This window comes from Yoonia sp. R78084 (assembly GCF_044595625.1).
Taxonomy (GTDB): domain Bacteria; phylum Pseudomonadota; class Alphaproteobacteria; order Rhodobacterales; family Rhodobacteraceae; genus Yoonia.
This window is the reverse complement of sequence record NZ_CP138993.1, coordinates 230,743-251,435: the sequence shown is the minus strand read 5'-3', so window position 1 is coordinate 251,435 and position 20,693 is coordinate 230,743. Positions and strand designations below refer to the sequence as shown.

24 protein-coding genes are annotated in these 20,693 nt (G+C 57.6%); 9 read left to right on the top strand and 15 right to left on the bottom strand.

Annotation, left to right across the window (positions count from 1 at the left end):
- Positions 1-12: 12 nt before the first annotated feature.
- From SJY29_RS01330 to SJY29_RS01320, 3 genes are all read right to left on the bottom strand, one after another.
- Positions 13-228: a hypothetical protein gene (locus SJY29_RS01330; RefSeq protein ID WP_110279698.1), complete on the bottom strand. Its 216-nt coding sequence runs from the start codon at positions 226-228 to the stop codon at positions 13-15.
- 124 nt (positions 229-352) lie between these two features.
- Positions 353-1,633, bottom strand: coding sequence for a crotonyl-CoA carboxylase/reductase (gene ccrA / locus SJY29_RS01325; protein ID WP_400085904.1), 1,281 nt, complete (start codon positions 1,631-1,633; stop codon positions 353-355).
- A gap of 119 nt (positions 1,634-1,752) precedes the next feature.
- Positions 1,753-3,150 carry a 1-acyl-sn-glycerol-3-phosphate acyltransferase gene (locus SJY29_RS01320; RefSeq protein ID WP_400085901.1) on the bottom strand — a complete coding sequence of 466 codons (1,398 nt, stop codon included), beginning with the start codon at positions 3,148-3,150 and terminating at the stop codon, positions 1,753-1,755.
- Positions 3,151-3,288: 138 nt separating this feature from the next.
- Between SJY29_RS01320 and SJY29_RS01315 the strand changes: the two genes are divergently transcribed.
- The 4 genes from SJY29_RS01315 (at position 3,289) to SJY29_RS01300 (ending at position 6,717) form a co-directional block, all read left to right on the top strand.
- Positions 3,289-5,256, top strand: coding sequence for a methylmalonyl-CoA mutase family protein (locus SJY29_RS01315; protein WP_400085898.1), 1,968 nt, complete (start codon positions 3,289-3,291; stop codon positions 5,254-5,256).
- Positions 5,257-5,375: 119 nt separating this feature from the next.
- Positions 5,376-5,693: an H-NS family nucleoid-associated regulatory protein gene (locus SJY29_RS01310; RefSeq protein WP_400085895.1), complete on the top strand. Its 318-nt coding sequence runs from the start codon at positions 5,376-5,378 to the stop codon at positions 5,691-5,693.
- Between the two features lie 56 nt (positions 5,694-5,749).
- On the top strand, positions 5,750-6,463 hold the full coding sequence (gene deoD, locus SJY29_RS01305; RefSeq protein WP_400085893.1) for a purine-nucleoside phosphorylase: 714 nt from the start codon (positions 5,750-5,752) through the stop codon (positions 6,461-6,463).
- Between the two features lie 89 nt (positions 6,464-6,552).
- A complete protein-coding gene (locus SJY29_RS01300) occupies positions 6,553-6,717 on the top strand; it encodes a hypothetical protein (protein WP_400085890.1) in 165 nt (54 codons plus the stop codon).
- Here SJY29_RS01300 and SJY29_RS01295 read toward each other — a convergent pair.
- The 10 genes from SJY29_RS01295 to SJY29_RS01250 all read right to left on the bottom strand — a co-directional run bounded on the left by SJY29_RS01295 (position 6,714) and on the right by SJY29_RS01250 (position 13,562).
- Positions 6,714-7,493: a succinate dehydrogenase iron-sulfur subunit gene (locus SJY29_RS01295; RefSeq protein ID WP_110279692.1), complete on the bottom strand. Its 780-nt coding sequence runs from the start codon at positions 7,491-7,493 to the stop codon at positions 6,714-6,716. The two genes, SJY29_RS01300 and SJY29_RS01295, sit on opposite strands and share 4 nt — an antisense overlap.
- 38 nt (positions 7,494-7,531) lie before the next feature.
- On the bottom strand, positions 7,532-7,765 hold the full coding sequence (locus SJY29_RS01290; protein WP_400085887.1) for a hypothetical protein: 234 nt from the start codon (positions 7,763-7,765) through the stop codon (positions 7,532-7,534).
- A gap of 50 nt (positions 7,766-7,815) precedes the next feature.
- Entirely contained in the window at positions 7,816-8,136 is a 321-nt protein-coding gene (locus tag SJY29_RS01285; RefSeq protein ID WP_400085884.1) for a succinate dehydrogenase, read from the bottom strand.
- On the bottom strand, positions 8,136-9,941 hold the full coding sequence (gene sdhA, locus SJY29_RS01280; RefSeq protein ID WP_400085881.1) for a succinate dehydrogenase flavoprotein subunit: 1,806 nt from the start codon (positions 9,939-9,941) through the stop codon (positions 8,136-8,138). Before sdhA ends, SJY29_RS01285 begins: the two co-directional genes overlap by 1 nt.
- A 21-nt stretch (positions 9,942-9,962) precedes the next feature.
- Entirely contained in the window at positions 9,963-10,334 is a 372-nt protein-coding gene (sdhD, locus tag SJY29_RS01275) for a succinate dehydrogenase, hydrophobic membrane anchor protein (RefSeq protein WP_400085879.1), read from the bottom strand.
- 12 nt (positions 10,335-10,346) lie between these two features.
- Positions 10,347-10,730 carry a succinate dehydrogenase, cytochrome b556 subunit gene (gene sdhC, locus SJY29_RS01270; RefSeq protein ID WP_400085876.1) on the bottom strand — a complete coding sequence of 128 codons (384 nt, stop codon included), beginning with the start codon at positions 10,728-10,730 and terminating at the stop codon, positions 10,347-10,349.
- Positions 10,731-10,938: 208 nt separating this feature from the next.
- Complete coding sequence (locus tag SJY29_RS01265) at positions 10,939-11,964, bottom strand: MaoC family dehydratase (RefSeq protein ID WP_400085873.1); 1,026 nt, start codon at positions 11,962-11,964, stop codon at positions 10,939-10,941.
- Positions 11,961-12,164, bottom strand: coding sequence for a DUF1737 domain-containing protein (locus SJY29_RS01260; RefSeq protein WP_055293782.1), 204 nt, complete (start codon positions 12,162-12,164; stop codon positions 11,961-11,963). Before SJY29_RS01260 ends, SJY29_RS01265 begins: the two co-directional genes overlap by 4 nt.
- Positions 12,165-12,168: 4 nt before the next feature.
- Positions 12,169-12,723: an NnrU family protein gene (locus SJY29_RS01255; RefSeq protein WP_400085866.1), complete on the bottom strand. Its 555-nt coding sequence runs from the start codon at positions 12,721-12,723 to the stop codon at positions 12,169-12,171.
- Positions 12,720-13,562, bottom strand: coding sequence for an HpcH/HpaI aldolase/citrate lyase family protein (locus SJY29_RS01250; protein WP_400085864.1), 843 nt, complete (start codon positions 13,560-13,562; stop codon positions 12,720-12,722). The genes SJY29_RS01255 and SJY29_RS01250 overlap by 4 nt, the downstream gene beginning before the upstream one ends.
- Before the next feature lie 184 nt (positions 13,563-13,746).
- On the opposite strand from SJY29_RS01250, the gene SJY29_RS01245 reads away from it, so the two are divergent.
- A complete protein-coding gene (locus SJY29_RS01245) occupies positions 13,747-14,058 on the top strand; it encodes a hypothetical protein (RefSeq protein ID WP_400085861.1) in 312 nt (103 codons plus the stop codon).
- A 16-nt stretch (positions 14,059-14,074) separates the two neighbouring features.
- On the opposite strand, the gene SJY29_RS01240 is transcribed toward SJY29_RS01245, so the two are convergent.
- Positions 14,075-14,830, bottom strand: coding sequence for a sulfite exporter TauE/SafE family protein (locus tag SJY29_RS01240; protein WP_400085858.1), 756 nt, complete (start codon positions 14,828-14,830; stop codon positions 14,075-14,077).
- A 160-nt stretch (positions 14,831-14,990) separates the two neighbouring features.
- Between SJY29_RS01240 and mdh the strand changes: the two genes are divergently transcribed.
- Entirely contained in the window at positions 14,991-15,953 is a 963-nt protein-coding gene (gene mdh, locus SJY29_RS01235; RefSeq protein ID WP_400085855.1) for a malate dehydrogenase, read from the top strand.
- A 50-nt stretch (positions 15,954-16,003) separates the two neighbouring features.
- Here the strand turns inward: mdh and SJY29_RS01230 are convergent, their stop codons facing one another.
- A complete protein-coding gene (locus SJY29_RS01230) occupies positions 16,004-17,014 on the bottom strand; it encodes a glycosyltransferase family 2 protein (RefSeq protein ID WP_400085852.1) in 1,011 nt (336 codons plus the stop codon).
- Between the two features lie 201 nt (positions 17,015-17,215).
- Between SJY29_RS01230 and sucC the strand changes: the two genes are divergently transcribed.
- The 3 genes from sucC (at position 17,216) to SJY29_RS01215 (ending at position 20,633) form a co-directional block, all read left to right on the top strand.
- Positions 17,216-18,409, top strand: coding sequence for an ADP-forming succinate--CoA ligase subunit beta (gene sucC / locus SJY29_RS01225; RefSeq protein WP_400085849.1), 1,194 nt, complete (start codon positions 17,216-17,218; stop codon positions 18,407-18,409).
- A 54-nt stretch (positions 18,410-18,463) separates the two neighbouring features.
- Positions 18,464-19,348 carry a succinate--CoA ligase subunit alpha gene (gene sucD / locus SJY29_RS01220; protein ID WP_110279680.1) on the top strand — a complete coding sequence of 295 codons (885 nt, stop codon included), beginning with the start codon at positions 18,464-18,466 and terminating at the stop codon, positions 19,346-19,348.
- Positions 19,349-19,481: 133 nt separating this feature from the next.
- Positions 19,482-20,633, top strand: coding sequence for a glycosyltransferase family A protein (locus SJY29_RS01215; protein ID WP_400085846.1), 1,152 nt, complete (start codon positions 19,482-19,484; stop codon positions 20,631-20,633).
- Positions 20,634-20,693: the final 60 nt, after the last annotated feature.

The following is a 20,693-nucleotide window of genomic DNA, read 5'->3' as shown; positions in this document are numbered from 1 at the left end:
CACGACCAAGGGCTAAGTCCTGCGCACAGGTCCGGATTTCACGGTTAACTCCAGCATCCCATCGTGGTCCCCACCCTGGTGGCGCGCATCCGGCAGCGCGCGCGATGCAATCTCAACCTGTGCCACAAGTTCGGCCTCTTCCAGTTGCGCCCGAAGCATTGGCAAATCATTGTCGCGCGCAAAACTGCGCAGATCGGCCAGCACATCAATGATCCAATCGCGTCCCATGATGCACCGTCCCTACAAAGTATTAAGGAATAATTAATATTCTTGGTCAGTCAGTCTTTCCCGACGCAAACGCAAAAGGCGCCGCCGTTTCCGGCGACGCCTTTCTTGGGAATATGGGGTGGGCCTAGCGCATCCGCGACGCTTCCAACGTATCCTCAAAGGTGCGCAAACCCATATTCGGAGCCTGCACAAGCACGGCCATATTGCCCGGTTTGTGCTCGTTGCGGCGCATCTTGGTATGGGCCTGCGGGATCGCCTCCCATCCAAAGCATTCCGACATGCACGGATCAAGCCGCTGCTCCAGCATCAGTTTGTTGGCCGCACTCGCCTGCTTGAGATGGGCAAAGTGGCTGCCCTGCAAACGCTTCTGGTGCATCCACATATAGCGCACGTCGAAGGTACAGTTGAATCCGGTGGTACCCGCGCAAATCACGACCATGCCACCCTTTTTGCAAACCAGGGACGATACGGGGAATGTCGCCTCGCCGGGATGTTCGAACACCATATCAACGTTCACGCCTTTGCCGGTGATGTCCCAGATCGCCTTGCCGAACTTGCGGGCCTCTTGTAGCCACGTGTTGTATTCGGGCGTATTCACGGTGGGCAGTTGGCCCCAGCAGTTGAAATCGTTCCGGTTGATGACACCCTTCGCACCCAGTGACATCACAAACTCGCGCTTGCTTTCGTCACTGATCACGCCAATCGCATTCGCACCCGCCGTATTGATCAACTGGATCGCATAAGACCCCAGACCACCAGACGCACCCCAGACCAGCACGTTCTGGCCGGGCTTAAGGTCATGCGGTTCGTGGCCGAACAACATCCGGTATGCAGTCGCGAGCGTCAGCGTATAACACGCGCTCTCTTCCCATGTCAGATGCTGCGGACGATGCATCAACTGCTGCGATTGCACGCAGGTGAACTGCGCAAAAGACCCGCCTGCGGTCTCATAACCCCAGATGCGCTGACTTGGCGAATACATCGGATCGCCGCCGTTGCATTCCTCATCATCGCCATCATCCTGATTGCAATGGATCACAACCTCGTCGCCGACCTTCCAGCGCTTGACCTTATCCCCCACAGCCCAAACGATCCCTGCGGCGTCGGAACCGACAATCTGGTACTCCTGCTTATGGATATCAAACGGGCTGACAGGGACACCAAGACCGGCCCAGACACCATTATAGTTGACACCAGCCGCCATCACGAGAACCAGAACCTCGTGGCTGTCCAGCTTTGGCACATCCACGACCTCGAGCTGGAATGCTTTCTCGGGCTCGCCATGACGCTCACGGCGGATCACCCACGCATGCATCTTTGCAGGCACATAGCCCAAAGGTGGCATCTCGCCGACTTCATACAGGTCTTTCTCGGGTGCCGTATAAGCAGTTTGGTCGAGGGCCATCGCAGTCTCCATCAGTCAGCTTCCAATGTTGCCGCGCCGCAGAATCAAGCGCGTTTTTCATTGAATACGAGATGACAGAGTAACTTTGCAACCCTATTTAGATCATTTTTGTAATTTAATTACTCTGCGACTGCAGAAATTTCGTCTGAATTTGCTGCAACTGCATCAAAATGATGCGTAATCGAATTGGCGTAGAAGGTCAGAACGTCCCGCCCCTTTTCAGTGGACGAAATCGCGCCATTGCTCTCGACAAGCAAACCACGCCCCCGCAACCGGCTGAGCGCGTCGCGCACGACCTCCCGCGCATCACGCTTGGGGCACGGCAGCTTGCGTTCTTTCAAATGCGTGATCGCCCGGGCCACAGAGGCCTCAAGATCCGGAACACTCACCGGTTCTGCCAACAGGATATGCCGCGCCACCAAAGGGACACCGACAACCGGTGTCACATCGGCAATCCGCTTCATCAACTCCTGGGCAAGCTGTTCTGTCAGATCACTGCCCGCATCACCATGATATTTTGAAAGCTCCAGCGGCTCGCCAAAACTGACGGATGCCACCCCGAAGCCTCTGAAACGCCCTGTGACACGCAAACCGATATGGCGCAGAACGCGCCCCAAAATCGAAATCAGCGACGGCTTGAACCTGCGCGTGCCGGATTTGTCGGCGGCAATCAGGATCGTGTCCTCCAGCACACGGTCATAATTCACCGCAACCGGCACAAAGATCACTTCGCGGGCCTCGGGGTCAAAATCCTCGACAATATAATTCAACAACCCCATCCGCGGCGGGGCCAATAATCCGTTCAGGCTCAGCCCGCCTTCTGGAAATACCGCCTGGCTCACACCGCCGCGCGTGGCCATTTGCACATAACGTGCCAGAACCTTGCGATAGAGCGCACCACGGGATTTGCGCCGGATAAAATACGCCCCCATCATGCGGATCACCGAAGACAGCGGCCACACCCGCGCCCATTCGCCCACGGCGTAAGACAGGGCACCTGCATTTGCCGCAAGATAGGTGACCAACACGTAATCCATATTGCTGCGATGGTTGATGACAAAGATCACGGTCGCATCAGGATCAATTTTTTCCAGCCGCTTGCGATCAAACGTGCCCAGCTTGATCCGGTAAAGCGACTTTGAAAGCCATCGTGCCAGCCTGATCCCCACACCAAAATACGCCGTCGCCGAAAACCCCGGCACAATCTCACGCGCGTAACGGCGGGCCTTTTCAAAGGCGACGTTCTCGGGGATCTTTTCTTTAGTGGCGTGATCCACGATTGCCTGCGTCACCTCGGGATCGTAAATCAAACGCTGGATCATATCGTACCGCCGCGCCAGCTTGAACGGCTCAATCGGGCGCTGCAGGCGTTGGTTCAGCTTGCCAATCACCCGTTCGGCACGTTTACGAAAAAACCAGCGCACCGAGGGAAACAGAAAATGCGACGCAAAAGTCACCGCCGCGAACAGGACAATAAGAACAAAGGCCCAAATGGGCAGTGAGATCGTTTGCGTCATGCGCAGAACGTGACAGGGAACGGCGTCCGCGTAAATCCCGTCATGCCGCAACGCAGCGAATTGACAGCGCCATAAAATGTCCGATAAACACCCTCATAGCGTAATTTAATTGCGCGGATTGATTCAGGAGTGCCGTAAATGTCGCAACCGCAGAAAGACCGCCCTTGGCTGTTTCGCACATATGCAGGTCATTCGACCGCCTCTGCCTCGAACGCGCTCTATCGCGGCAATCTTGCCAAAGGTCAGACCGGTCTCTCTGTCGCTTTCGATCTGCCCACCCAAACCGGCTATGACAGCGATCATATCCTCGCCAAAGGCGAAGTGGGCAAAGTCGGCGTGCCCGTCAGCCACCTTGGCGACATGCGCACACTGTTCAACGATATTCCGTTGGACCAGATGAACACCTCGATGACGATCAACGCGACAGCGCCCTGGCTCTTGTCGCTCTACATCGCCGTAGCTGAAGAACAGGGTGCCGACGTCAGCGCACTGCAAGGCACGGTCCAAAACGACATCATCAAAGAATATCTCTCACGCGGCACCTATATCTGCCCGCCCGAACCATCGCTACGCATGATCACAGATGTGGCCGCTTATACCCGCGAACACTTGCCGAAATGGAACCCGATGAACGTGTGCTCCTACCACCTGCAAGAGGCCGGCGCGACACCGGAAGAAGAGCTTGCCTTCGCGCTGGCCACAGCCACCGCCGTGCTGGATGATCTCAAAGGCAAAGTGCCAGCCGAGCATTTCCCCGCCATGGTCGGGCGCATTTCCTTTTTCGTGAATGCCGGTATCCGTTTCGTGACCGAACTTTGCAAGATGCGCGCCTTTGTCGAGTTATGGGACGAGATTTGCGCGACGCGCTATGGTGTGGAAGATGCCAAATACCGCCGTTTCCGCTATGGCGTGCAGGTCAATTCGCTTGGCCTGACCGAACAGCAGCCCGAAAATAACGTCTATCGTATCCTGTTGGAAACGCTTGCCGTGACCTTGTCGAAAAATGCCCGCGCCCGCGCCGTGCAATTACCCGCATGGAACGAAGCATTGGGCCTGCCCCGCCCTTGGGACCAGCAATGGTCGCTGCGGATGCAACAAATCCTCGCTTATGAAACCGATCTTCTGGAATTCGACGATCTCTTTGACGGAAATCCCGCAATTGATCGCAAAGTGAATGAGCTCAAAGATGGCGCGCGTGCCGAATTGGCCCAAATTGACGGAATGGGCGGTGCGGTTGGCGCAATTGGCTATATGAAATCGCGTCTCGTCGAAAGTAATGCAGCGCGTATTGCCGGAATTGAAAAAGGCGAAACAACAGTTGTCGGCGTCAATAAATGGCAGGCTGGTGAACCCTCGCCTTTGACAGCAGGCGAAGATGCAATCATGGTGTCGGACCCAGAAGCCGAGGCCGATCAACTCCGCCGCCTCGGGCAATGGAAAGTCGACCGTGACAATGCCGCCGTGAAAGAGGCGCTGGCCGCACTGCGGGCCGCCGCCAAGGATGGCAGCAACATCATGCCCCCTTCCATCGCCTGTGCGCGGGCAGGTGTCACGACAGGCGAATGGGCCGACGTGATCCGCAGCGTGTTTGGCCAGTACCGCGCGCCCACCGGCGTCAGCAGCAACCCCTCCAACCGTACCGAAGGCCTAGAGGATTTACGCGAACAGGTCGATCTGGTCAGCGCAGCGCTCGGCCGTCGTCTGAAATTCCTTGTCGGCAAACCGGGGCTGGACGGGCACTCCAACGGCGCCGAACAAATCGCCGCGCGCGCGCGTGATTGCGGCATGGAGATTGATTACGAAGGTATTCGTCTTACACCTGAAGAAATTGTGACAGCGGCACAGAATGGCGAAGTCCATGTGATCGGACTTTCCATTCTTTCGGGTTCCCATATTCCTTTGGTCCGCGATGTCATGACACGTCTGCAAACGGCAGGCATATCCCATATCCCGGTCATTGCCGGTGGCATTATTCCTGAAGATGACGCAACTGAATTGCGCGCAATGGGTGTGGCACGGGTTTATACGCCAAAAGATTTTGAATTGAACAAAATCATGAATGACATTGTTACCCTCGTTGATCCGCGCTCCGTAGCGGCGGAATAGAGCCAACTATATACGCTTTTGGATAGGCTTTTGCGATTTCGAGATACTGTGTGAATAATCCTGTGGTATTCGCACTGAAGCGAATTGGAGAAACGCAAATGAATCCTGATCTGAAATCAATGACCCGCAAAGAACTCGAAAAGCTCAAGAGCAATGTCGAGAAAGCTCTGGAAAGGGTGACGGAAAACGAAAAGAAAGCCGCGCGCGCTGCCGCGGAAAAAGCAGCGGCAGCCCATGGGTTTTCGCTCGCAGAGATCACTGGCGCGGCACCTGCAAAGAGAGGGCCCAAACCCAAGTCCGGCCCCAAAACTGCATCACCTGCGAAATACAAGAACCCCTCTGATCCCACGCAAACCTGGACTGGAAAAGGACGCCAGCCGCAGTGGTTCAAGGCGGCAATCAAGGCGGGCACCTCGCCTGACAACATGGAAATCTAGCTTCCCTCGGTGCCGCGCCCGGCATAGACTGGGCGGCACATTTACAGGAGGCTGACATGACCATCCACATTGGCGCCGAAAAGGGCGATATTGCACCGACCGTCCTGATGCCGGGCGATCCTTATCGCGCCAAGTGGGCGGCGGAAACGTTCCTCAAAGATGCGCGCTGCATCAATGAAGTGCGCGGTATGCTCGGATTTACGGGGACATGGAACGGCCATAGGGTGACGATCCAGGGGTCCGGCATGGGGATGCCCTCGCTTTCAATCTATGCGAACGAATTGATCAAGGATTACGACGTGCAGACCTTGATCCGCATCGGTTCATGCGGCGGGATGCAGAAGAATGTCGGCATTCGCGATGTGATCCTCGCGATGACGGCCTCGACACTCTCGACGCCGTCTCGCGGGATATTCAAGGAACTCAATTTTGCGCCCTGCGCCGACTACCAGTTGCTTTCGGCCGCTTATGACGCGGCAAAAGCCAGGGGCGTGCCAACCCATGTCGGCGGGATCTATTCATCAGATGTTTTCTATGACGAACGCCCGGACCTGAACGAACAAATGATCCGGCATGGTATTCTGGGCGTGGAGATGGAGGCCGCAGAACTCTACAACCTCGCAGCCCGCTACGGACGGCGCGCTTTGGCGGTCCTGACGGTCAGTGATCACCTGATTACCCATGAGGCGCTTCCCGCAGAGGATCGTGAACGATCTTTTGGAGATATGGTCGAAATCGCCCTGTCCGCAGCTTTCACACAGGCCGTCTAGAAAAGGGGGGCTTTGCCCCCGGCCCTGCGGGCCTCCCCCAGGATATTTCCGGGCCAATAATAACAAAGAATTAACCCACTTCGCCGATCATGAGCATTACGGCACAGGCGGGGACGCCGATGACCGTGGCCGGTAATGACCGGAAGGGCTCGCCTGACACATGGCGGGCCTTTTTTCAGTATTACTGGCCTGAAAATATCCTCGGGGGGAGCGTCAGCGGGGGGCAGACAGCCCCCCTGCATGATTTCCTTTAGACAGTACGTTCGACCATCATGCCTTTGATGTGCGCAATCGCGGCGGCAGGGTTCAGACCCTTGGGGCATGTTTTCGCACAGTTCATGATCGTGTGGCAGCGGTAGAGTTTGAAGGGGTCTTCAAGCTGATCCAATCGCTCGCCTGTTGCCTCGTCACGGCTGTCGATGATCCAGCGGTAAGCATGCAAGAGCGCTGCTGGCCCCAGATAGCGGTCACCGTTCCACCAGTAAGAGGGGCAGGAGGTCGAACAGGATGCGCACATCACGCATTCATAAAGACCGTCCAGCTTCTTGCGGTCCTCGATGGACTGGCGCCATTCCTTTGCAGGGCGGTTCGTTTTCGTCTCCAGCCACGGCATGATGCTCGCGTGCTGCGCATAGAAATGCGTCAAGTCAGGGATCAGGTCCTTGATGACCGGCATATGCGGCAGCGGGTAAATCTTCACGTCGCCCTTGATCTCATCCATGCCGTAGATACAGGCCAGCGTGTTGATCCCGTCTATGTTCATCGCGCAGGACCCACAGATCCCTTCACGGCAGGAACGGCGGAATGTCAGCGTCGGATCAATCTCGTTCTTGATCTTGATCAGCGCATCCAGAACCATCGGGCCGCAGTTATCCATATCGATGAAATATGTATCCAGCTGCGGGTTCTTGCCGTCATCAGGGTTCCAGCGATAGACCTGCACTTTGCGCAGATTGGTTGCGCCCTCCGGCTTGGGCCAGGTTTTGCCCACTGTCATGCGGGAGTTCTTGGGAAGTGTCAGTTGTACCATTTTTCGTTCCTTCCGTCAGGGCTTGCGCCCGAATACCTTTATATGGCGCGCAAACGCGGCGGCCGAATTGGCGCTTCGCCAGTCAGATTGAAGACGCAGCTTTCATAGACCGCGATCGGGTCACGCCCGCGGATCGCGTCAGAACTAATGCTGAAGCTGCCGCTGGCGAATGGTCCGCTTTCACTGTTCGCCCCAAGCGTGAGTCCGATTTCCGGTCCCTGCGCGGCGCGCGCGCGTTCCTCGCAAATTTCGGCAGCACGTTCCGGTGACATCGGTGTGCAGGCGGTTGCCAAGAGAGCACTCAACAGGATCACAGACCTTCTCATAGGTTCATCCCCAATGAATTATTGACCGTGCACCGCACCGTATCGGGGCGCTGCGCAATCTGGACAATCAGATTTGTCGTCGTCTCGTTCGCGCCAACGACGGCCCCTTGTGCAATCTGCACGATTTCAGCAGAGGACGCATTGTCGATGATACAGTCCGTCAACGGACGTGCATCAACGCCGGGAAAGCGTGCCTGTACAGCATTGTTGACGACACCTTTTGCAGCGTCACGTGCCAGCATGTCGCCTGTCGGACCAAGGTCCTGCATGCAACCCGCCAGCACCACCACTGCGCCAAATGTCATCAGCAGACGCATCAGAATGTCCGTTCTTTCGGCGCAATCTTGGCTTCCGAAATACCACCTTCAGCCTCGGTAGTCAGACCCGCCGTGATCACAGGACGGTAGCTCAGTTTCACCTTCGCGCCATCCACATGGCTGATCGTGTGCACACGCCAGTTTTTATCATCACGCGCCGCGTAATCCTCATGCGCATGTGCGCCACGGCTTTCCTTGCGCGCCTCGGCACCAACGATTGTGGCCAGCGCGTTCGGCATCAGGTTGGTCAGTTCCAGCGTTTCCATCAGGTCGCTGTTCCAGACAAGGCTGCGGTCGGTGACGGACAGATCATCCATCTTGCCTGCAATCGCTGTCATCTTCTCAACACCTTCGGCCAGCGTCTTGTCGGTGCGGAACACCGCTGCATCGGCCTGCATCGCCTTTTGCATTTCCAGACGCAGCTCTGCAGTGCCAACAGTACCCTTCGCATGGCGCAGCCCGTCGAACCGGTCAAAACACGCATCAACCGACGCTTGGTTCAATGTCGGGTTGGGGGCGTTACGGTCCACGACCTCGCCCGCGCGGATCGCGGCCGCACGGCCAAAGACCACAAGGTCAATCAGGCTGTTCGAACCCAGACGGTTGGCACCATGCACCGACGCACAGCCCGCTTCACCCACGGCCATCAGCCCCGGCACAACAGCGTTAGGGTCTTTCTTGGTGGGATTGAGCACTTCACCGTAATAGTTGGTCGGAATACCGCCCATGTTATAGTGCACGGTGGGCAGCACAGGGATCGCCTCTTTGGTCACATCAACGCCCGCAAAGATGCGTGCGCTTTCCGAAATACCGGGCAGACGTTCGGCCAAAGCCTCTTTCGGCAGATGGTTGAGGTTAAGGTGAATGTGATCACCATTGGCCCCCACACCACGGCCTTCGCGGATTTCCATCGTCATGCAGCGGCTGACATAGTCGCGGGGTGCGAGGTCCTTGTAGTTGGGCGCATAGCGCTCCATGAACCGTTCGCCTTCGGAGTTTGTCAGATAGCCGCCCTCGCCGCGCGCGCCTTCGGTGATCAGACAGCCCGCGCCGTAAATGCCGGTCGGGTGGAACTGCACGAACTCCATATCCTGCAAAGGCAGACCCTGACGGGCCACCATGCCGCCACCGTCACCGGTGCAGGTGTGGGCCGATGTAGCGCTAAAGTACGCACGACCGTAACCACCTGTCGCCAGAACAACGGTCTTGGCGTTGAAGACGTGCATGGTGCCGTCATCCAGCTTCCATGCGATCACACCCTGACAGATGCCATCGTCGGACATGATCAGATCAAGGGCGAAATATTCGATATAGAATTCTGCCTGCTGTTTCAGAGACTGACCATAGAGCGTGTGCAGAATGGCGTGGCCGGTCCGGTCAGCGGCAGCACAGGTGCGCTGCACGGGCGGGCCTTCGCCGAATTCGGTGGTGTGGCCACCAAAGGGACGCTGGTAGATCTTGCCCTCTTCGGTACGCGAAAACGGCACGCCGTAATGCTCGAGCTCGTAAACCGCCTTGGGCGCCTCACGCGCGAGGTATTCCATCGCATCGGTATCACCCAACCAGTCAGAGCCCTTCACCGTGTCATACATATGCCACTGCCAGCTGTCAGGGCCCATGTTGCCGAGCGAAGCGGCAATACCGCCCTGTGCGGCAACAGTGTGCGAACGGGTCGGGAAAACCTTGGTGATACAGGCAGTGCGCAAACCTTGTTCCGCAAGACCCAATGTCGCCCGCAGTCCGGCCCCGCCAGCCCCGACGACGATCGCATCATAGGTGTGGGTTTCGTATTCATAAGCAGCCATAGGTAAAAAGCTCCGCGCGGATTAAAGGGCGATACGGACGATTGCGAAAATCGCAAAAGCCGCCGCAGCATAGGACAGGCAGATCATGCCGATAATCGCCGCCTTGCGTGCGAAACCGTGAACATAATCCTCAATCAGGGTTTGCACACCCAAGCGGTAGTGAAAGAACCCCACGAGCATGGTCAGGATCGCAACAACAGCGGGGAAAGGCCGCTGGTAGTAGGCGATCACTTCTTCATAAGACGCCCCCAGGATGGACCCGAAGGTAAAGATAAAGAGCGGCGTCAGGATCAGAAGGGCAACAGATGTTACCATCATCTGCCAGTGATGCTCGGTCCCGGTCTTGGCCGAGCCCATGCCGGATGCGCGTTTGCGGTCAGTCAGAAAAGCCATAGCAGCGCCCCCTTATACAACAATCACAGTGAAGATGGTCAGCAGGACCGACAGCACCATCATCATCTGCGCGGCAAGCTCGGACTTGTCCACATCCAGCATCCGGCCACTGTCCCACACCAGATGGCGTAGACCACCCAGCAGGTGATACCAAAGGCCCAGCACCGAGAGCGTCATAACCAGATCACCGAACCAGCTTGTGACGAAACCGTTGGCGGTGGCAAAGGCCTCGGGCCCGGTAGCCGCAGCAACGAACCACCAGACAATCATCAGGGCCGCCACGATCAGTGCGTTACCGGTGATGCGGACCAGAATTGAGGACATCGACGTCCATTGCGGACGATAGATCGTCAGATGCGGTGAAAGCGGGCGATTGCCCCGGTTCACGTCAGCCATATCAGTTCCCTTCGTTGGCTTGTGTCGTCTGGCAGACGACGCCTTTTGTCTATGTTCTGCACCATTCGATCAGCAAAGTCACGTGTGGCGCACCCGCCAAACCGTGAAAAATGGTCGCGCAAACCCACCTTTTTTACAATTGTGATCACACTTTTCTAAACTGTGATCACAAAATCCGCTTGCCGCTTAAGCAAGAGGCTAGCCCGCATTACACAGGCATCAATGCCCAGTAATCCAGATCAAGAAGCACATCCGCGTGATACTTGCCGTCTTCCCCGCGCAGCACCCCCGCCGCCCCTTTGGTTGCGACCAACCGCAACCGGATCGCACCGACGCCAGGCGCATCCGTCTCGGCCACATCCAGCACCTCGGACCACGCGCGCACCGTATCACCCGCAAAGCAGGGGTTGGCATGTGCTCCACCATTGAGCGCCACAATCATCTGCGCATTGGCCAGCCCATTGAACGACAGCGCCCGCGCGAGCGAGATCACATGCCCACCGTAAATCAGCCGTTTGCCATCGGCGCGGTGGGTGGCATCGAAATGCACCTTGGCGGTGTTCTGCCACAGACGCGTCGCCAGCATGTGCTCGGCTTCTTCGACGGTCACGCCGTCGACATGGTCGATCACCTCACCCACCTTATAGTCACCCAAACGGTGCGGTTCTCCGGCCAGGGTGAAATCGTAATCCTCAAAGGTCAGCCCCTCAGGGATCACCAGTTCACCCACCGCGACAGCATCCGCCAGATCAGGGATCACCGTCTGCGGCGCTTCCCCCTCGCCCCGCTTGCGCACCATCACCCAGCGCACATAGCTCAGCACTTCCTCGTCGCGCTGATTGCGCCCTGAGGTGCGCACCCAGACCACACCGGATTTCCCGTTCGAGTTCTGTTTGACGCCAATCACCTCGCTCTGCGACACCAGCGTATCACCCGAATACACAGGCCGCAGCCAGCGCCCCTCGGCGTAACCCAGATTTGCCACCGCATTCAGCGATACATCGGGCACAGTCTTGCCAAAGAATGTGTGAAACGTCACCAGATCATCAACAGGCGAGCCGGGCAAACCGCAGGCACGCGCAAATTCATCCGAGGAATAAAGCGCACCACGGGCGGGATAGAGCGCGTGATAAAGCGCGCGCTCACCCCCCGAAATCGTGCGCGGCACAGCATGGGCAATAACATCACCCACGGCGTAATCCTCGAAAAAGCGGCCTGCGTTCGTCTTGGTCATTGCTTGCCTAACTTCATGTCCGGTGAATAGGGCGTGTCGATCTCTTTCGTCACGGCCTGCCCGCAACGCATGACGCCATTCGCGTGGTCATAGGCATAGGTCGGATCGCCATAAAGCTCCCACCCCTTGGACAAAGCTTCGGACACTTTGTGACAAAACGCCGAGGTATCATCCTCGGTCAACAAACGATAGATTTTCACCTGCTTACCCCCAAGGTGTGACGCCAAGCGCGTAGTGGATACCCATGACCACGACCGTCACGACAACGGTCACGACGACAGCGACGATCTCTTTCTTGAACGGTGCACGTGCGGGGCGCACCCAAGACCCTTCCTGCGCATTGATCAGCAGGATTTCGACAATCGCCCAAGCGAGCAATCCGCCAAACAGGATAAATGACGGCGTATCGCCATTCACCAGCAAATGCGCCACCGCCCAGATCGAGAAACCCGTCAGCTGCGGATGCCGCACTTTGGTGCCCAGCCAGATTTTCGCGCCCTTTGCGGCACTGGCGGCATAGAAATAGAAGGCCACGATCATCAGCAGATTGTTGATGCCCACCCACATCGGATCGCGTCCCCAATACACCGCGCCATCCGCCGCGCGATAGCCCAGCACCATCAAAACGACGCTCAGGATGATCGCGACCGCCATCACCGGATAGCCTGCGCCGCCCAGCGCCGTCCGCGCCCCCGGTGCAAGCCGTTTGAACAAATGTGCTGCCCACCAAAGGGCAACGCCAGCGATTAGTAGTGTCATGCCGTCTCCAATGCAGCGATAGCCTCAGCTTTCGCCAACGTCGCCCGCGCCGTGACGATATGCAAGTTCTCAACGATGCGCCCGTCCACAACGGCCACACCCTGCCCTTCGGCTTCGGCCGCTTCAAAGGCTTCAATCTGGCGGCGGGCCAGATCAATCTCTTCCTCTGTTGGGCCAAAGGCGGCATTCGCAATCGCCACTTGGGCAGGATGGATCAGCGTCTTGCCATCAAATCCCATATCGCGGCCCTCGGCGCATTCGGCACGCAAACCGTCCTCGTCTTTGAAGGCATTATAGACACCGTCCAGCGCCACAATCCCCGCAGCCTTGGCCGCCAGCAGGCAATGCTGCAAGGCCATCGTCAGCGCCGCACGGGTCCGCGAATTCAGATCCTTCGCCAGATCATTCGTGCCCAGCACAAAGCCTGCAATCCGTGGATGCTTGGCAATGCTTGCGGCATTCAAGACGCCCTCGGGCGTTTCCATCATCGCCCAGATCGGCAGATCGGGGACCAATGCTGCCAGCGCATCCACATCGGCGGGGCCATTCACCTTGGGCAAAAGGATCGCGTCACAATCCATCGCCGCAACCGCAGCCGCATCCGCCGCACCCCATTCCGTATCGAGCCCGTTGATCCGCACGATTTTCAAACGCGGCCCATAGCCTCCGTCCGCAAGAGCAGCGTAAAGCGTATCCCGCGCCGCGACCTTGGCGTCAGGCGAAACAGCGTCTTCCAGATCAAACAGGATCACGTCCACCGGCAACCCCCGCGCCTTCTCCAGGGCCCGATCCTTGGACCCGGGGATATAGAGGGCGGAGCGGTAAGGGCGGCTGTGCATCGAATCTTCCTCGCAATAATGTTGCGCGGAAAAGGCCAGAAACTAACTAATCATTCAAGTCTAAATTGCCGCAACGCAGCGACCGGCCCCATCGTTACGGTGTGTTAACCAATTCTGCGCATGCTCCCCTGACACTTGGTCCTATGACGGATCACCGTGATCCGCTTTGCACAAGGGGAACCAAATGAAACCTATCTTATTCCTGATGTCCTTCGGGATCGCGGCCATGATGCTGGCGGCACAACAGGCCCATGCCCAAGGCAACTGCGCAGACCACGCCACGGTCGTGGAACGCTTGGGCGAACGCTATGGCGAAAGCCGCCAATCCATCGGGCTCACCAGCGATAATTCCGTGGTGGAAGTCTTTGCATCCATGGACACAGGCTCATGGACCATCACTATCACCCGGCCCGGCGGGCTGACATGTCTCGCCGCCGCAGGGCAGGCCTACCAATACGTGAACGAACCTTTGGCGAATTTCGACAGCGAGAGCTGAGAACCAGTGGTCCGGCTTAGCTCAGCGCAATCCACATAAGCCGGACACCTGTCAAAAGCAGCAAGACATAGGTGAGCCCAAAGAACAAACGCTCCGGTATCCAGTAGTGGGCCTTCACGCCCAGCCACGCACCAATCAGGGCGAATGGCGCCAGCAAAAGGCTTCCCATCATGGTGTCCCAGCTGAAGATACCCAAAAACGCGTAGGGCACCGCCTTCATCCAGTTCACCGCCCAAAAGACAACCACCGTTGTCGCTTGAAACGTGGTCTTGCTCAGGCCCTGTGACAGCAAAAACACCGCAGACGGCGGGCCACCCGCATGGCTGATAAAGCTGGTGAACCCGCTGACCATGCCCGCGATCCATGCAAAAGGCGCGGAAAACGGCATGATCGGGATCTTGAGCCACCCCAAGGCCCGCGCCCATTGAAAAGCAACGAACGCCAGACAAATCGCCCCGATCAACAACCGGAACACATCCGCATCCACCGAGGCATAAAGCCATGCCGCGATGATGCACCCGGGCACTGCCCCGATCATCAACCCCTTTGCGGACGGCCAATGCCACTTGCCCCAATAGGGTTTGAGCGTCGCGGCATCCACGAGCATGAAGAGCGGCAAAACAATCCCCAACGCAGCCCCCGGCGGGACCACCAGCGCCAGAATCGCACCACCCACAAAGGCCGCACCCGACCCGAAACCGGCCTTGGACATGCCACCAAAGATGATTGCGGGGATGCCCACCGCAAAAAATTGCCATCCGAATTCAATCACGTAAGCAGTCCAAAATATCCATCATTCCAGCATCGTTAGCGCCAACCACGCCGGTTGGCTACTGTGCTGAGGGTGATGCCGCGATGCAGCACTCTTGCGCGCGCGGCTGCAAAGCCTTACCCAAAGCGCCGAAAGCCAAATCACCAAAGGACCTGTTTCAATGGCCAGACCCAAGATTGCCCTTATCGGCGCCGGACAGATCGGCGGCACGCTCGCGCACCTCGCAGCTGTCAAAGAACTCGGCGATGTTGTTCTCTTCGATATCGCAGAGGGCATCCCCCAAGGTAAGGCGCTTGATATCGCCGAGAGCGGCCCTGCCGCGAAATTCGACGGCAGCTTCAAAGGCGCCAACAGCTATGAAGATATCGCAGGCGCTGATGTTTGCATCGTCACCGCCGGCGTGGCCCGCAAACCCGGCATGAGCCGCGATGACCTGTTGGGCATCAACCTCAAAGTCATGAAATCCGTCGGCGAAGGCATCGCAGCGCATGCGCCGAATGCCTTCGTCATCTGCATCACAAACCCGCTGGATGCGATGGTCTGGGCACTGCGCGAATTCTCCGGCCTGCCACACCACATGGTTTGCGGCATGGCAGGTGTGCTTGATAGCGCCCGCTTCCGTCACTTCCTTGCCGAAGAATTCAACGTCTCCATGCGCGACGTCACAGCCTTCGTTCTGGGCGGCCACGGCAACACAATGGTGCCGCTGACACGCTATTCCACAGTTGCCGGCATCCCTCTGCCCGATCTGGTCGACATGGGCTGGACCACACAAGACAAACTCGACGCGATCGTGCAGCGCACACGCGACGGCGGTGCCGAAATCGTCGGCCTGCTGAAAACCGGCTCTGCCTTCTACGCGCCCGCCACCTCCGCGATTGAAATGGCCGAGGCCTTCCTCAAGGACCAAAAGCGCCTGCTGCCATGTGCGGCACACGTTGATGGCGCATACGGCCTGAACGGGTTCTACGTTGGTGTCCCCACCATCATTGGCGCAGGCGGCATCGAGCGCGTGGTTGAGATCAAGATGAACAAGGAAGAACAGGCGATGTTCGACAAATCCGTCGACGCCGTCAAAGGCCTTGTCGAAGCCTGCATCGGGATCGACGACAGCCTCGCATAAGCGCGCTGCACATCAGCAATGCAAAGGGCTGCCCCACGGGGCGGCCCTCTTTATTTCTGCAGATAGTCGGTCACATGGGTCTTGTTGGTCGCCAGCCAGTCATCAATGGCCTGCGGGCCTGCATCTGCCACCTGTCCTGCAAAATACCTTGCCACCACAGGCGCCGGATCAAAGGCGCGGTCGTCCCAAAGCCCGCGCTCGACCAATGCCTTGATGGTTGGTGCATCAACAGATTTCAGACGGTGATAGAGACCTTCTGCCAACTCCGGTGCCGCCATTAACGCCTCTGCCTGCCGCCGCCGGTGAGCTGACGGTGGCATCCCGTCATCTTCGTTCAGCGCCTGTATCATCCGCGACAGTTTGTAGAACCAGTAGTGTGGCGTCAGACCTTCGAAGTGCAAAAGCTCCAGCACCTCGTTTGTCGCGCGTGTGCTGACAACCTCTTGTGCTGGCTTGGGCCATCTTGGACGGTGGATCGACATATGCAGCCCGCGCCCCGTCCGCACAAAGGCTTTGCCCTGCGCATGCCCGGTCAGCCCCCGGTTGGTCATCTTGAAATCCGCACCAAAGACCGCCGCCCCCCGCTTGGCGGGTCCCTGAAACGGACGCCGGAACGCACCATCAAAAAGGCCCGCACCGATCTTGCCCATCGGGTGGACACGTTCTGCAACGCCCAGAATGAAACATTCGGTCTCGGCCTCAATCCCGGCCAGGATATCCACCACAGGCATCGCCGCGCGCAGATATTCATCCGCGTCACAATGCAAAATCCAATCCGCCCCCGTGCGCTGATAGGCATCCTGCGCATTGCGCACCTGCCGGATCTCATGGCGGTGCGGGCGCGGTTTTCCAAAGCGTTGCCAATGCGCTGCGTCACAGGCCACCACCGTCACCTGCGGCAAATGGGTAAAATCAACCGATCCCGCTGCAGACGGGCGATCAAGATACAAAAATACTTCAGACGCGCCCAACGACAGGTGCCAAGCCACAAAGGCCTGCAACAACGCAGGTGGTTCATCGACGGTGGCGACGACCGCCCAAGATGGCGTTTGGGTTAACATCGGCACGTTGCTACCATAGTCACGAATCTTTCAAAATGGATTAAACAGACACAATCTGGGCGTGACCTGTCTTTTGTGATCACAGATTTTTTTACTGTGATCACAAATGTTCGATTTTCCTCTGATTTCCGATTTTTCGCTTATATAGCGCAGATTTTCCATGTTTAGGTGCCGCAACCGAAGCCAAATTGGAATTGTCTTATGAACATTCACGAATACCAGGCCAAAGCCTTGCTGCGCAGCTATGGCGCGCCCGTCTCTGATGGCCGCCCCGTCACCCGCGCCGAGGATGCCAAAACCGCTGCAGGCGAACTTGATGGACCTCTGTGGGTTGTCAAAGCCCAGATCCACGCCGGTGGCCGCGGCAAAGGCAAATTCAAAGAGGCTGATGCCGGCGAGGCCGGCGGCGTGCGTCTGGCCAAATCGGTCGAAGAGGCCGCACAGGAAGCCAAGAAGATGCTGGGCCGCACCTTGGTCACGCACCAGACCGGCCCTGCAGGCAAGCAGGTCAACCGCATCTACATCGAAGACGGCTCCGGCATCGAGACAGAAATGTACCTCGCCCTGCTGGTCGACCGCGTGACAAGCCGCATCGGCTTTGTCGTCTCGACCGAGGGCGGCATGGACATCGAAGAAGTGGCCGAAAACACGCCCGAGAAAATCCTCAACTTCACCGTTGATCCCGCTACCGGCTACCAGCCGTTCCACGGCCGCCGCGTTGCTTTCGCACTGGGGCTGAAAGGCAACCAGATCAAGCAGTGTGTCGCGCTGATGGGCAACCTCTACCGCGCCTTCACCGAAAAAGACATGGAGATGCTGGAAATCAACCCGCTGATCGTCACAGACGGCGGTGATCTCAAGGTGCTCGACGCCAAGGTCGCTTTCGACGGCAACGCCATCTACCGCCACGCCGATATCGCCGCCCTGCGCGACGAAACCGAAGAAGACCCCAAGGAACTGGCAGCCTCGAAATTCGACCTGAACTATATCGCGCTCGACGGCGAAATCGGCTGCATGGTCAACGGCGCAGGCCTTGCCATGGCAACGATGGACATCATCAAACTTTACGGGGCCGAGCCTGCCAACTTCCTCGATGTGGGTGGTGGTGCGACCAAGGAAAAAGTGACCGAGGCGTTCAAGATCATCACCTCTGACCCCAACGTCAAAGGCATCCTTGTGAACATCTTCGGCGGCATCATGCGCTGCGACGTCATCGCAGAGGGCGTGATCGCGGCTGTGAAAGAGGTCGGCCTGCAGGTGCCACTGGTTGTGCGCCTTGAAGGGACAAACGTGGAAAAAGGCAAAGAGATCATCCAGAACTCCGGCCTTGATGTGATCGCAGCGGACGACCTGAAAGATGGCGCGCAGAAGATCGTGAAAGCCGTCAAAGGGTAATCCCGCAGGGTGGGTGCAACCCACGCGATGCAAAGATTTTAAGGAGCCACCAACATGGCCATTCTCGTAAACGAAAACACCAAAGTGATCTGTCAGGGCCTTACCGGTTCACAGGGCACATTCCACTCCGAGCAAGCGATTGCCTACGGCACCAAAATGGTCGGCGGCGTGACCCCCGGCAAAGGTGGTCAGACGCACCTCGACCTGCCGATCTTCAACTCGGTGCATGAAGCCAAACATGTGACCGAGGCCAACGCCTCTGTCATCTACGTGCCGCCACCCTTTGCGGCTGACTCGATCCTCGAAGCGATTGACGCCGAAATGGAACTGATCATCTGCATCACCGAAGGCATCCCTGTCCTCGACATGATGCGCGTCAAGCGCGCGCTCGAAGGCTCCAAATCCCGCCTGATCGGGCCAAACTGCCCGGGCGTCATCACACCAGATGCGTGCAAAATCGGCATCATGCCCGGCCACATCCACAAGCGCGGCTCGGTCGGCGTTGTCTCCCGTTCCGGCACGCTGACATATGAGGCTGTTAAACAGACATCCGACAGCGGCTTGGGCCAGTCCACCGCCGTGGGTATCGGCGGCGACCCCATCAAAGGGACCGAACATATCGACGTACTGGATATGTTCCTTGATGACGATGAGACACATTCGATCATCATGATCGGCGAAATCGGCGGGTCCGCCGAAGAAGAAGCCGCCGAATTCCTGACACAGCAGAAGAAAAAAGGCCGCTGGAAACCTACAGCCGGTTTCATCGCAGGCCGCACCGCCCCTCCGGGCCGCCGCATGGGTCACGCCGGTGCGATTGTCGCGGGCGGCAAAGGCGACGCGGAAAGCAAGATCGAAGCGATGAAGTCCGCAGGGATCATCGTCGCCGACAGCCCAGCGACACTGGGTGAAGCTGTGCTGGAAGCGATCGGCAAATAAAACGCGAGGTCCCGGATCTGGTCCGGGACCTCAGCCCACATAGACCGCAGTCCCGGAGCACATCCGGGACTGCGAAATCAGGACGGCGCCGCACCGCATCACCCACGGCAGCGTCAAATGAAAATAGAAACCGGTGTGCCCACCGCTAAACGGACATAGGCGTTTGACAGCAATACCACAAAGCACTGGCTTGGAGCCTGAAGCGCAGACCCAGCTAACCTGGGGGCTTTGTGTTGCGACGCTAAACCGACTGGACAGCCTTGTGATTTGCGTGGGGTGCGCTCTATCCCAAACCCGCAAACCGGACGAAATCGTTGTGGTTGATGCCTCTGACGATTGGGAACGGAACCGCGATCATATTGCGGCGATGCTTCCGCAGGATGGTTCCATCCGTTTCTGTTACCGGCAAGCCAAGATGCGGTCTTTGACCAATCAGCGCAATCAGGGAATCAAAGAAGCTTCGGTCGATGTCCTGTTTCTTATTGATGACGACAGCTACCTTTACCCTGACGCGGCTGGATTGATTATGGGATGCTATGAAAAGCCGGGGGCAGAGCGACTTGTCGGACTCAGCCTCGCCCGTGCTGAAACCCCACCCAGTACAGACGCAGAGGCTAAAACGCCCTTGCGTAAGGATAATGCTGCAAACCGTGATGCCGCTGAGAAAAGGATTATGCGTTCAGGCGTGCTGCGCTGGATCTATCGCGAAGTTCTGCTGATGCAGATGGAAAAAGACTTCATCGACTACGACAGTGACATTTTGCACGGTACCCGCGAAGAATTCGATGCGATGCAAATACCCGATGCGGGCTTTACCAAATTTATTGCAGGCTTCGCCCTAACCGCGCGGCGCACAGTGATCCTGAAAGAATTTTTTGAGCCGAGTTTCTTGGCCTATTGCCCGGGCGAGGATCTCGACGTTACCTACCGGATGGGCCGACATGGCGTACTGGGCTGGTCCAATGTGGCAAAGGTCTACCATGCCGACGCCGCTGCAGGGCGGATCAAGCGACGTAAGGCAACGGCGCTCAGGGCGTTAAACTTGGCATTTCTCCAAAGGCGTCACAGCACGCGACCGAAGGTCAGTGCCGCAAGATATGTGGTTTATATTGCACGCCGTGTTTTGGCGGAATTCCTCAAAGATATGCTGAGTCGCCGCTTTTCATTGCCGCAGTTGCGCGGGGTGTTTCTGGCAATACGCCATAGCCCCGCTCTCTGGTTACAAGACAAGGCAAAGTTGGAAAGCTGGTATATCGACCTGCAAAAACGTATTCTTCAGGCGTGAGTGATTTTTCATGACCATAGGTAAAATCAGCCATCCCGAAGGCTCCAGGAACACCCTTCA